At 40.7% G+C, this 13,103-nt stretch carries 12 protein-coding genes; 6 read left to right on the forward strand and 6 right to left on the reverse strand.

Annotated features, from left to right (window positions below; all coding sequences use genetic code 11):
- Positions 1-66: 66 nt before the first annotated feature.
- Positions 67-1,338 carry a malic enzyme-like NAD(P)-binding protein gene (locus tag SFB89_RS11590; RefSeq protein ID WP_331774850.1) on the reverse strand — a complete coding sequence of 424 codons (1,272 nt, stop codon included), beginning with the start codon at positions 1,336-1,338 and terminating at the stop codon, positions 67-69.
- A complete protein-coding gene (gltX, locus tag SFB89_RS11595) occupies positions 1,331-2,731 on the reverse strand; it encodes a glutamate--tRNA ligase (RefSeq protein ID WP_331774851.1) in 1,401 nt (466 codons plus the stop codon). The genes SFB89_RS11590 and gltX overlap by 8 nt, the downstream gene beginning before the upstream one ends.
- Positions 2,732-2,913: 182 nt before the next feature.
- Here gltX and SFB89_RS11600 point away from each other — a divergent pair, with 182 nt between their 5' ends.
- Both SFB89_RS11600 and SFB89_RS11605 read left to right on the forward strand, forming a co-directional pair.
- Positions 2,914-3,771 carry a peptidyl-prolyl cis-trans isomerase gene (locus SFB89_RS11600; RefSeq protein ID WP_331774852.1) on the forward strand — a complete coding sequence of 286 codons (858 nt, stop codon included), beginning with the start codon at positions 2,914-2,916 and terminating at the stop codon, positions 3,769-3,771.
- 22 nt (positions 3,772-3,793) lie between these two features.
- Positions 3,794-3,976, forward strand: coding sequence for a YgaP family membrane protein (locus SFB89_RS11605; RefSeq protein WP_331774853.1), 183 nt, complete (start codon positions 3,794-3,796; stop codon positions 3,974-3,976).
- Positions 3,977-4,006: 30 nt separating this feature from the next.
- Here the strand turns inward: SFB89_RS11605 and SFB89_RS11610 are convergent, their stop codons facing one another.
- Together SFB89_RS11610 and accB are read right to left on the reverse strand one after the other, a co-directional pair.
- Complete coding sequence (locus SFB89_RS11610) at positions 4,007-5,341, reverse strand: acetyl-CoA carboxylase biotin carboxylase subunit (protein WP_331774854.1); 1,335 nt, start codon at positions 5,339-5,341, stop codon at positions 4,007-4,009.
- Positions 5,341-5,811, reverse strand: coding sequence for an acetyl-CoA carboxylase biotin carboxyl carrier protein (gene accB / locus SFB89_RS11615; protein WP_331774855.1), 471 nt, complete (start codon positions 5,809-5,811; stop codon positions 5,341-5,343). The genes SFB89_RS11610 and accB overlap by 1 nt, the downstream gene beginning before the upstream one ends.
- 96 nt (positions 5,812-5,907) lie before the next feature.
- Here accB and dcd point away from each other — a divergent pair, with 96 nt between their 5' ends.
- Entirely contained in the window at positions 5,908-6,468 is a 561-nt protein-coding gene (gene dcd, locus SFB89_RS11620) for a dCTP deaminase (RefSeq protein WP_331774856.1), read from the forward strand.
- 5 nt (positions 6,469-6,473) lie between these two features.
- On the opposite strand, the gene SFB89_RS11625 is transcribed toward dcd, so the two are convergent.
- A complete protein-coding gene (locus SFB89_RS11625) occupies positions 6,474-7,253 on the reverse strand; it encodes an alpha/beta hydrolase (protein WP_331774857.1) in 780 nt (259 codons plus the stop codon).
- A 185-nt stretch (positions 7,254-7,438) separates the two neighbouring features.
- Positions 7,439-8,848 carry a flagellin N-terminal helical domain-containing protein gene (locus SFB89_RS11630; RefSeq protein WP_331774858.1) on the reverse strand — a complete coding sequence of 470 codons (1,410 nt, stop codon included), beginning with the start codon at positions 8,846-8,848 and terminating at the stop codon, positions 7,439-7,441.
- Positions 8,849-9,002: 154 nt separating this feature from the next.
- On the opposite strand from SFB89_RS11630, the gene topA reads away from it, so the two are divergent.
- Genes topA through SFB89_RS11645 form a run of 3 tightly spaced genes read left to right on the forward strand, consistent with a single transcriptional unit; the run spans position 9,003 to position 13,081 of the window.
- Positions 9,003-11,072, forward strand: a complete 2,070-nt coding sequence (gene topA / locus SFB89_RS11635) for a type I DNA topoisomerase (RefSeq protein ID WP_331774859.1) — start codon at positions 9,003-9,005, stop codon at positions 11,070-11,072.
- Positions 11,065-11,910, forward strand: a complete 846-nt coding sequence (locus tag SFB89_RS11640; protein WP_331774860.1) for a biotin synthase — start codon at positions 11,065-11,067, stop codon at positions 11,908-11,910. Before topA ends, SFB89_RS11640 begins: the two co-directional genes overlap by 8 nt.
- Positions 11,903-13,081 (forward strand): cation:proton antiporter, encoded by a 1,179-nt coding sequence (locus SFB89_RS11645; protein WP_331774861.1) that lies wholly within the window; start codon positions 11,903-11,905, stop codon positions 13,079-13,081. The genes SFB89_RS11640 and SFB89_RS11645 overlap by 8 nt, the downstream gene beginning before the upstream one ends.
- Positions 13,082-13,103 lie beyond the last annotated feature (22 nt).

The following is a 13,103-nucleotide window of genomic DNA, read 5'->3' on the forward strand; positions in this document are numbered from 1 at the left end:
ATCAACATTTACAGCAGTATCATGAAGCATCATGAGCAAACAAGATACTGTTTGCTCATGATAAAATTATTTTGCGTCTATTTTGGCTTGAAGCGATGCTCTATAGGCATCAATATCAAAATCTTTGACTCGAGCCACACCATCTTCGATAGCAGCTTGCGCCACAGCAGTACTCACCCAGACGAGTACTCGTTTATCAAATGGCGTCGGAATGATGTATTCCAAACCAAATTCTAAGTCTTTACCATTATAAGCATCTTTGACGTATTGAGGGACTTCCTCTTTTGCTAATGCAGCCAATGCTTTTGCCGCCGCCATTTTCATACCTTCAGTCACTTTAGTAGCGCGCACATCAAGCGCTCCTCGGAAGATAAATGGAAAGCCTAGAACATTATTGACTTGATTAGGATAATCACTTCGTCCCGTACCCATCATGACATCGTCTCGCACTTCTTTGACGACTTCAGGAGTAATCTCAGGAACCGGATTGGCCAAAGCAAAGATAATCGGATGCGGATTCATGGATGCGACCATTTCCTTGGATAAGATTCCAGGAGCGGAGAGTCCTAAGAACATATCAGCACCCTTCATAGCATCGGCGATGGTACGATCAGGAGTTTCAAGCGCAAACTCTTCTTTGTATTTATTCAAATCCGCACGTCCACTGTGAATTACGCCTCTTGAATCAAGCATGACAATATGTTTGGCACCCAAAAGTCGGTACATCTTAGCACATGCGATTCCTGCAGCACCAGCACCTGAGACGACGATTTTCATCTCTTCGATTTTTTTGCCACTGATTTCAAGCGCATTGATAATCCCGGCACTCGTAATCATCGCCGTACCGTGTTGGTCATCATGCATCACAGGGATATTGACCGCAGCTTGGACTTTTTCTTCAATTTCAAAACATTTTGGAGCTTTAATATCTTCTAAGTTGATACCGCCAAATGTCGGAGCGAGTGCGATACAAATATCGATGATTTTTTGGGTCTCTTTTTCGTCTAATTCGATGTCAAAGGCATCCACATCAGCGAATTTTTTAAACAGTACTGATTTGCCTTCCATGACGGGCTTACCGCCCATGGCACCAAGATCTCCCAAACCCAAAACTGCCGTACAATCACTAATAACCCCTACTAAATTTGATTTATTAGTATATTTGTATGCCAATTCTTCATCTTCTGCGATTTCTAAACATGGGAAAGCAACCCCTGGCGTATAAGCCATAGACAATTCACGCGCTGTCGTACAAGGAGTCTTGAGATCAATACCGATTTTCCCTCCAATATGATATGCTAAAGATTCCTCTTTGGTTACTTTATTGTCTTTACTCATCGTTTTTTCCTTTATGATTTAATAATCGCTCGATCCGAGCTATCACATTTTGATGTCCTATGATGCTTAAAACTCCAAACACCGAAGGACTCACCGCTCCCCCCACCATAGCAATTCTTAGAGGTTGGGCGAGATCTTTTAATTTCAACCCTTTCTCTTCTAAAAATTGTTTTGCCAAAACTTCAAACGCTTCAGCACTTGAGCAGGACTCATGGGCTTCTAACGTTTGTTTGAATGCCTTCAAATTTTCCAAGGCATCACCTTTTATAAACTTTTTGTACGCTTTTGCATCATAATCCGTTGGTGCGTTGATGATGGCTCTGGCCATATCTGCCAACTCTACTAATGTTTTTGCCCGATCTCTAAGCAAATCAATCAACTCATGCGCTTTGGGATGATCGGCGAGGGAGAGATTAAAATATTCCAATTCTTTTATCAGTCGATCAGCATCGAGTTGTTTGATATATTGAGCATTAATCCAGACGAGTTTTTCTTCATTAAAGGCAGAGGCTGATTTATTGATATGATTGGGGTCAAAAAACTGAATCATCTCTTCAAGACTAAAGATTTCTTGATCACCATGACTCCATCCTAGTCGTACGAGGAAGTTCAGCAGTGCTTCTGGCAAGTACCCCGCTCTTTTGTATTCCATAACATCCAGCGCACCATCTCGTTTGGAGAGTTTTTTGCCTTGATGATTTAAAATCATCGGAACATGATAGAATTTTGGGATTTTAAAACCAAGGGCATTATAAATCACGATTTGTTTGGGCGTATTTGAGAGATGATCATCACCACGAATCACATCGGTGATTTCCATCAGAGCATCATCAATCGTCACCACAAAATTATAAGTCGGCGTACCATCACTACGCGCGATGATAAAATCATCCAACATATCGCTCACATTAAAATGCACTTCACCTTTAACCCCATCAACAAAAGAGATTTCACCCTCACGCGGTGCTTTGATGCGGATAACCGGTTCGACTCCAGCAGGCGGTTCTCCGGTAAAATCACGATATCTTCCATCATAATGCGGTCGTTGTTTTGCTGCGGTTTGTTCAGCACGCATGGCGTCAAGCTCTTCTTTGCTCATATAGCATCGATACGCTTTGCCCTCATCAAGAAGTTTTTGAACGTAGGATTTGTAAAGGTCAAATCGATTGGATTGGTACACTACCTCCCCATCATAAGAGAGACCCGTCCATTCAAAAGCCTCTTCAATAGCCGCGGCGGCCTCTTTTGAGTTTCTGGCAAGATCCGTATCCTCGATACGAAGTAAAAATTTTCCGTTTTTATTTTTTGAGACGAGATAGCAGTAAAGAGCAGTTCTAAGTCCACCAATATGAAGATACCCTGTTGGGCTTGGTGCAAAGCGAGTGATTGTCATATATAAACCTTAACATGTAAAAATAATGTACAAAACGTAACGGATAATGATTGCTTATCTTTTAAAGGATTAATTAAACTATTTTTAAATTTAATTTACTCAAAATAATGTTATCATTATAAGTTATCATGTAAAAAATTATATAAGCTTTTTACTTAACATTACTTAACAAAGGACAATTAGTGAAAATATCTATGCAATATTTATCTAAAATCTTCATCTCAGTTGCGCTCATATCATCAGTTTCATTTGCCGGTTTAGTCGATGCCATCTCTGTTATCGTCAATAATCAACCCATCACGCTATATGAAGTCTATAAATATGCCCATCAGTTTAAAGTCTCAACGAGGGACTCACTAGATCTTCTCATCCGAAAAAAACTCGAAGAAGCACAAATCAAAAAGCTTGGCATTACCGTCTCTGATTTTGAGATTAATGCATATGTCAAAAATCTTGCGACTAAAAACGGTGTCTCTGAATTTCAATTTTATGAAATGCTACGTTCTAAAAACATCGATGAAGCCGACTACAAAAACGACCTTCGCAAAAAACTAGAACAAGAGAAACTCTATAAAAGAATCATTCATACCAAAGCCATAAAGATTAGTATGAAAGACCTCCAAGACTATTATGCCAAAAATAAATCACAATTTGTGACGACCGACAGCTTTGATGTTGTTGCTTATACTAGTGCCCATAACGCTTCTCTTGAGGCCATCCAAAAAAATCCGATGCAAAATTTACAAGATGTCACCGCCAAAGATCTCACCTTTAAATCAGGCACAATGGACTCAAAATTAGAAGGCCTTCTCAATGCAACAAAGACGAATGCTTTCACACAAGTGTTTCAAACCGGCAACACCTATACGATGTTTTATGTAAAAGCGAAACATGGTGTCAAACCGGTCCCTTTTGATGAAGCCAAAAATTATATCTATTCGGTACTCTCATCACAGCAAGATAAAGCAACCATCAATGACTATTTTGATAAGTTGAAATCTGTGGCTACGATAAAAGTACTCAGAAGACCAAATTCTTAAAAAAAAAGAAAGGAAAATATCGATGAATACATTTGATAAAATTAGAAGATTTTGCCGTGTATTTAGAATCATATTGGGTATTGTTCTCATTGGGGTAGGAGTGTACCTCAACAATGCGTGGTTCTATCTTGGCATCGTGCCTCTTATTGCAGGGTTGACAAATTTTTGTCCCCTTTGCATCTTCAGCAAAAAATGCTCCACTTGAGCACTTGCCTCTTCTTAGAGGCAAGCTTTATTAATATTTAGATAAATAATTAGTATCGAATTGATTACTCACAAAATCTGGATTTTCCATCATCTTGATATGAAAATCTCGTACGGTCGCAACCCCTTCGATTTGAAGTTCTGCTAATGCTTCGTGCATCTTAGCGATAGCACGCTCTCGGTCTTCACCCCACACAATCAATTTGCCAATCATCGAATCATAATGAGAAGGAATCACATAGTTTTGATAGAGATGAGAATCAATGCGAACATTGCGTCCACCCGGAGCGATATATTTGGTGACTTTGCCCGGACTTGGTATAAATTTTACCGGATCTTCTGCTGTGATACGACACTCAATAGAGTGTCCTTTGAGCGTAATCTCTTTTTGCTCAGGAAGCGTTTCTCCCTCAGCCACGCGTATCATCCACTCGATGATATCAACACCACTGACCATCTCACTCACACAATGTTCGACCTGAAGACGCGTATTCATCTCCATAAAATAAAAGTTTTTATCACTGTCTAGGAGGAACTCAAAGGTTCCGGCATTTTCATAGCCGATAAATTTAACCGCTTTGATGGCAACCTCATGAAGATTTGCCCTTGTTGTCGCATCGAGTATCACCGCAGGAGATTCTTCTATCAGCTTTTGATGACGACGTTGTAGTGAACAATCACGCTCACCGATGTGAATCGCATTGCCATGAGAATCGCCCATCACTTGCACTTCAATATGTCGTGGATTTTTGATGAATTTTTCCATATATAATGTGCCATCGCCAAACGCACTCAACGCTTCGCTCTCAGCAGAAAGGTAAGAGACTTCAAGGTCTTGCTCTTTTTCAACAACACGCATACCACGACCCCCGCCACCGGCACTGGCTTTGACAATCACGGGATAGCCAATCTTTTTGGCTAATTCTCGCGCCTCAGCAATACTACTAAGTGCGCCATCACTTCCTTCTATGACTGGTACTCCGGCTTTTTTCATGACTTCTTTTGCTTTTGATTTGTCGCTCATCAACACCATAGAATCCACCGATGGTCCGATAAATTTGATGCCATGAAGTCCACAAATTTCCACAAAATCTTGATTTTCACTCAAAAATCCATATCCTGGAAAAATCGCATCACAGCCACTAATCTCTGCCGCACTGATGATGGCAGGAACATTGAGATAACTGTCGGCGGATTTTGGCCCTCCGATACAAATGCTCGCATCTGCATATTGTAAATAGAGTGCATCTTTATCTGCTGTTGAATAAACCGCTATGGCTTTCTTCCCCATCTCCTTGATCGTCCTAATAGCACGCAGGGCAATCTCACCCCGATTGGCTACTAGAATTTTTTCTATTTTGGCCATTAAACTTTCTCCACTATAAATAATGGCATGCCATACTCTACAGGCGTACCATCTTCTACTAGAACCTCCAAAATCTTACAGGTGAATTCTGCTTCTAGCTCATTCATGATCTTCATCGCCTCAATCACTGCAACCGGTTCTCCTTTTTGGATAATCGATCCTACTTTGGCAAAAGGTTCACTTCCGGGACTTGGTGCGACGTAAAAAGTACCAACCATCGGTGACTTGATAGAGTCGCCACTTTCTGCAGCCGCTTTGCTAGGCGCGGCCGCTGGTGCACTCTCAACTGGTGCACTTTCGACACTTGGAGTTACCGCAGCGGGCTGTGCGACTACGGTACTTTTGGGTAAAAGGTCACTATCAAATCCTTTTTGGAGTTCGATTGAAAATTCACCATCTTTAATTTTTACTTTTGTGATATTGCTTTTGTCAAAAAAACGCATTAATTCTCTAATTTCTGTTTTATTCATCAATTTCTCCTGAGTTTAGTAATCATGTGCCAATGCACTCGTATAAATTTTGCTATAATAACATATATTTAATTATAAGCACTTAAGGAATAGTATATGGGATTGAAGTCTGATCACTGGATAAGAGAGAAATCAATAAAAGAAAACATGATAAGTCCGTTTTGCGAAAATCAAGTCGGAACCGACGTAGTAAGCTATGGTGTCAGCAGTTATGGATACGATATTCGGGTAGGAGATGAGTTTAAAATCTTCACCAATGTCAGCTCCACTGTGGTAGATCCAAAAGATTTTAATGAAAAAAATATCGTTGATTTTAAGGGCGATGTATGCATCGTACCTCCAAACTCTTTTGCTCTAGCACGCACGGTGGAATACTTCAAAATTCCCAAAAATGTCTTGGCCATTTGTCTGGGCAAAAGCACTTATGCCAGATGTGGTATTATCGTCAATGTGACACCTTTTGAGCCAGAATTTGAAGGCCACATCACGATAGAGATTTCCAACACTACGCCACTTCCTGCTAAAATCTATGCCAATGAAGGCATCGCGCAGGTCTTGTTTTTAGAAGGGGATGAACAGTGTCAAACCACCTATAAAGACAAAAAAGGCAAATACCAAGGACAAGAGGGCATCACGCTCCCTAGAATCCTAAAATAAGATGCTTAGTGCATCTTATGAATCACTTCTTTGAGCGTCTTTTCAAAATCTTTGTTTTCCAAAACATCTGCATGCGTACTCCCCTCAAGCGTGATGTTAGAAGAGAGATTGGGGACGCTTTCTTTGAGTTTGACAAAATGTTGGTGCGTAATCATCGTATCCCCCGCGACTTCGATGAGGGCCACGGGATTTTTCACATGCGCCATATATTTTGTCGATTCAAACTTGTTTTTTAACAGCAATCCAATAGGAAAGATAGGATAGTTCTCTTTGGCAATGGACGCAATAGAATCATACGGGGTGATGAGTACCAATCCACTCACCTTTCTTTGGCTAGCAAGATAGGTTGCAACACCTGTACCTAAACTTCTACCGATAAGAATCACTTTTTTATCTGCGCCATATGTATCATAAATCTTCAAAGCATCGCTAAAAAGATTTTTTTCACTGGGCTTACCACTACTTTTTAGATACCCGCGATAATTAAAAGCAAGCCAATCAAAATCACGCAAATGTTGGACATGAAGCAAAATCCGTGTCGCATCATCCGCATTACCACCAAAATAGATAATCAAAGGAGCATCCTTTTGGTTGGCGTATCGATAGATTCCATCCAAAATAACATCATGATCTATTTTGAGAGAGAGCTCTTTTGTATTGGGCAGGTGAAAGGGAGGGTTTTTATCTATGGCTCGGGTATTAAAAAGCAGTCTGTTTTGGAAAAAATACAGATACGCCACAGCGCCAAGATATGCCAATACCACTAAAAAAAAGATTATTTTCAATTCTCATTCCTCATATCATGATGGGATCATACACACATTATATCACGGATAGGGAAAGATTTTCAAGAAGAGATGCCATAGAGAGAGATAAAGCCCTCTATGGCATAAAGTGAGCGACTGTGTCGCGTCTTCAACTTTTACTATTGTAAAAGTTTTAGAACATTTTCACAGAAACTTATCTAAGATTACTGAAGTAATTTTAGAACGTTTTGTTGTACGGTGTTGGCTTGACTCATCGCATAACTTCCTGATTGTGCCAAAATGTTATGTTTTGAGAAAGTTGCTGATTCTTCTGCGAAGTCAACATCCATAATTGCAGATTGTGCTGCGGTTACATTCACTTGGGTAACAGAGATATTGCTCACAGTTGATTGCAATTGATTTTGAACAGAACCCAATTGAGATCTAATCGTATCAATATCAGTTAACGCATAACTCATACCAAGAATAGTTTTTTGTGCTTTTGCACTCGTACTAACATCTGCTGTATTGATAGCGTTTGTAGCACTAGTAGTTCCTGATGTGAACCCTAAATCTGTACCAGCAGCAGTCACCGTAATGGCATTAGCCGATGTCAAAGAAACCACACCTGTGTTGGTAATAGTTGCAGAGTTATCCCCTGTATGGGTTACGGCATCCGTACTATTAGCACCACCTAATGTAATATCACTACCATCATTGGCTGTTAATACTAATTTACCCGCATCAAGAGTCGCAACAACACCCGTTTGATTAGACACGGCATTGATAGCATTTGTCAATGACCCATCAGAATCATTGCTAGAAACTGTAACGGCACCAATATCAACACCATTAATAGTAAGATCTCCAGCAGCTATAGTGCCAGCAGTCACAGCGGCAGTTCCCGTTACTGTAGTTTCAGCAGTCGCTTTAACCCCTGTGGCATCAGTAATAGAGTTGATTTGAACTGCTTTTGCCCACGCAGAGTTAGCTGAGTGCGCCGTAGTATTGGCTCCAGAAGCATTATCTGCAACACTCGCACCAGTCAAAACACCATTGATAGCAAAAGTAGCACTCAATGCTACACCTGCTGTGGTAGCGGTACTATCAACAGAAGCATAGGCACCAATAGAGCTAGTTTGAGCGTTTGAAATACTAATACCAACGGTTTGATTCGCATAAGCACCAATTTGAAAACTTTTGTTTGTAAAAGTCCCATCCAAAAGATTTTGACCATTAAAAGAAGTAGTCGTAGCAATATTTTGAGCTTCTTCTAGCAATTTGTTAACGTCTCTTTGGATTGCTGCTCTTGAATCTGTATTTTGACCATCACTTGCAGCTTGGATTGCTTTGGTTCTGATGGTGTTAATAATATTGCCATATTCTTGCAATGCACCATCGGCTGTTTGTACCAAGTTGATACCATCATTAGCATTTGAAATCGCTTGTCCCAAACCACTAGCTTGTGCTTGCAATTGATTGGCAATCGCCAAACCTGAGGCATCATCTGCTGCTTTGTTGATTCTCAAACCAGAACTCAAACTAGCAAGAGATTTGTCCAATCCCAAGTTGTTTTGTGTCGCATACATGTGAGCGGTCATCGCCGCAACGTTTGTGTTAATTCTAAATCCCATGATAAATCCTTTTATCTTAAATTTTCAGTAGCTTCCTTGCCATTGATACAAACAAAATCGACAGCATAAAAAAAAAGTTTATACTTAAAATTATCAAAAATTTCTTTTTTTCTGGTACAATCACAGAAAAGTTTTAGACATATATAGGTAGAGAATGAAAAATTTAATCATAGTAGAATCACCAACAAAAGCAAAAACCATCAAGAATTTCTTAGGCAAAGATTACGCTGTCATCGCATCAAAAGGACATGTCAGAGACCTTCCCAAGAGTAGTTTCGGTATCAAAATCGAGGACAATACCTTTACGCCAGAGTATCGCACCCCCAAAGATCACTCCGCTATTGTCAAGGAAATCAAGGCTTTAGCCAAAAATGCAGAAACCATCTATATCGCAACCGATGAGGATCGTGAGGGAGAAGCCATAGGATTTCACATCGCCACAGCAATTGGCAAAAAACCCGAAGAACTTCCCCGCATCGTCTTTCATGAAATCACGCAAAATGCCATCACGCATGCCCTAGAAAATCCTCGTACACTAGATTTTTCGAGTATCAATGCGCAACAAACCCGAAGATTACTCGATCGCATCGTCGGATACAAACTCTCACCGTTATTGGCTTCCAAAATCCAAAAGGGGCTTAGTGCTGGAAGGGTGCAATCTTCGAGTTTGAAAATCATCGTCGATCGTGAGAAAGAGATTCGTGCCTTTAAACCGCAAGAGTTTTGGAGTATCGATGCCCTCTTTAATAAAAATATCGAATCCCTTCTTGTGGAATTTGACGGACAAAAAATAGAGAAAATGACCATATCGATGAAAGACCGCGCGAATGAAATCGTATCACGGTTAAAAAATGAAACGTATACCGTAGGAAAAATCGAGCGAAAAGAGCGCAAAAGCAGAACCAATCCCCCGTTTATGACCTCAACACTCCAACAAAATGCTTCCAGCATGCTCGGATTTTCTCCGAAAAAAACCATGATGCTAGCACAAAATCTCTACGAAGGGGTCAAAACCCACAAAGGGACGATGGGGGTCATCACCTATATGCGAACCGATTCTCTTAATATTGCCAAAGAAGCGATTGAGGAAGCACGCCATCAAATCCTAGAGCAATTTGGAGAAAAATATCTCCCTAAAAAACCAAATTATTATAAATCAAGTAGCAAAGGCGCGCAAGAGGCGCATGAGGCAATCCGCCCGACGGTATTGGATTTCACGCCTGAGCTTGCCAAAACCTATTTAGAGCCTGATCAACTCAAACTCTACACTTTGATTTACAATCGTTTTCTTGCCTCTCAGATGAATGATGCCTTGTTTGAATCCCAAACGCTCATCTTCGCCAGCGAAAGTGGTAAATTTAAAGCCAGTGGACGCAAACTCTTGTTTGATGGGTTTTATAGAGTCTATGGCGCCAGCGACAAAGACAAACTCTTACCAGATCTCTCCCAAGGTCAAGAAGTCAGTTTAGACAAACTCGATGCCAATCAACATTTTACCGAGCCGCCGGCCAGATTTTCAGAAGCCAGCTTAATCAAAAAGCTAGAATCTTTGGGCATTGGGAGACCTTCTACTTATGCACCGACTATCTCAACACTCAGCGCACGCTCTTATATCACAATAGAAAAAAAACAGATTATTCCTAGTGAGATTGCTTTTACCGTTATCGAACTACTAGAGAAAAATTTTCCGAGTATTGTGGATTCTTCTTTTACTTCGGAAATGGAAGAAAAACTTGATCTTATCGCAGAAGATTCTGCCGATTGGCAACAAACATTGAGTGAATTTTATGGTCCTTTTATCGAGCGCGTTGAAGAGGGAAAGAAAAATATCAAAAGCCAAAAAGTCGTCATCCCAACGGGTGAAATTTGTCCCGAATGTGGCGGCGAACTCGTCAAGCGAAAAGGACGTTTTGGTGAATTTATATCATGTAATAATTTTCCAAAATGTAAATACACCAGAAATCTCGGTAAAACCGAGAAAAAACCTCTCAAAACGATTGATGTCAAATGTCCCGAATGTGGTGGCGATATCGTAGAGCGCACCTCAAGAAGAGGGAAGTTTTTTGGCTGTGCCAACTATCCAAAATGTAAATTTATCTCCAACTACGAACCCACCAATCGCAAATGTTCTGAATGTGGTGGCATGATGGTGACACGCGAACTGAGAAAAAAACAGATTTTTGAATGCATCAAATGCAAACACAGAGAAGATGCCGATGCCTAAAGAGATATTTTTGTGTGCCATTAGCAATATATCCAGCGGAAGCTGTCTGGAAGATTGTGGCTTTTGCACTCAAAGTCTCGCACATCATGCTGATATCCAAAGATATAAATACAAAAAAATACCAACAATTGTAGCAGAAGCCAAAAGAGCCAAAGCAAACGGTGCTATTGGCTTTTGCTTAGTCACCTCAGGCAAGGGTCTGGATGATACAAAACTCTCTTTTGTGTGCGAAGCAGCGCAAGCCATCCAAAAAGAGTGCGATGAGCTCAACCTCATTGCCTGCAATGGTCTGGCCTCACTCGAACAACTCAAAACGCTCAAAAAAGCGGGCATCACACTCTATAATCACAATTTGGAGAGTTCCAAAAACTTTTACAACACGCTCTGCAGTACACATACTTGGGAAGAGCGCTATGCGACATGTCTTCATGCCAAAGAAGCCGGATTACACCTTATAAGCGGAGGAATTTTTGGCTTGGGCGAGAGCGATGAGGATCGCGCCTCCTTTGTGCAAAGTATCAAATCACTCGATCCCTTCACCATCCCTTTGAATTTTTTTCATCCCAATCCTGCCCTGCCCATCAAGACAACACCCATGGACGAAGATCACGCACTCACACTGGTTCGCTATGTCAAAGCAGCAATCCCGCAGGCGAGACTGATGATTGCCGGAGGAAGAGAGATTACCTTCACAAAACATCCAGGAGCTATTTTTGAAGCGGGTGCCGATGCGATAGTCATAGGAGACTATTTAACCACTGCCGGTGACACCCCGAGTCATGACAAGCTCATGATACAAGAAGCCGGATACACCATCGCTACTTATTGTCATGAATGAAATAGCCATCATCGTCACCATTTCGGTGATTTTATCGATTTCTCCTTTTTTCTCCAAACTGCTCCGTATTCCCACCCCTGCCATAGAGATCATGATGGGAACGATTGGGGCATATTATGGATTTTTGAGTGACCATTATCTCTTTAAATTGATTGCCGAAGTTGGCTTCTTTTATCTCATGTTTATGGCGGGAATGGAGGTCGATTTACGACTCTTTAATAACAAAAAAGCCCCCATCATGAGAGAAGGGTTTTTGTATTTAGTGCTGCTTTATGCTGTTTCATTTTTGGGTATCTTATACTTTGACTTAGACAAAATCCTCATCATTTTATTGCCGATGATTTCAGTGGGACTGATATTGGCATTGCACAAAGACTATGGCAAAGATGCGCGTTGGCTCAATCTCTCTATGGTAGTCGGTACGATGGGCGAGCTCACGAGTATTGCTCTTTTGACATTTGCCGGAGCGGCATTAGAATATGGTATTGGTATCGAACTTTACAAAACGATTTTATATCTCGTACTCTTTTTGCTGGGTATCTTTTTACTCTTCAAATGTCTACGCATCGTTTTTTGGTGGTATCCGGAGCTTAAAACCTTTTTGATGCCGCATTTTGACAAAGAAGAAAAAGACATCCGACTCTCGATGGCCATCTTCTTTTTATTGATTGCGATTATGGTCTTTTTACATCTTGAAGTAGCATTTGGTGCCTTTATCGCCGGTATCTTTATCAATACCTTTTTTGAGCACAAAAAAGAGTTGCCTGAGAAACTCTCCTCTTTTGGATTTGGTTTTTTGGTGCCGGTCTTTTTCATCTACATCGGTTCGACATTTAAGCTAGATGCCCTGCTCTCAGATGGTCTCATCACCAATGCTATGTTGATTACCGCCATCATGATATTCGCCCGTATCCTCGCCTCTTTTGTATTTATCAAGATGCTTAGCGTCAAAGAAGTCATCCTTTTTGGGCTCTCCCATTCGATGCCATTGACCCTTTTAATCGCCGTAGCAACCATTGCATATAATTCTCACAGTATTAACTATTTTCTATATTTATCCTTCGTACTTGCGAGTATCTTCGAAGTGATTTTGGTGATGCTTAGTATCAAAATCATCATGGCTTTTGGCCTAAAAAACAAGCCACACCATACGAAGACAAAAAGAGACTAAAAGTGAGGGAACTTTAAAGTTC

The organism is Sulfurospirillum sp. 1612 (assembly GCF_036556685.1).
Classification (GTDB): Bacteria; Campylobacterota; Campylobacteria; order Campylobacterales; family Sulfurospirillaceae; genus JAADIZ01.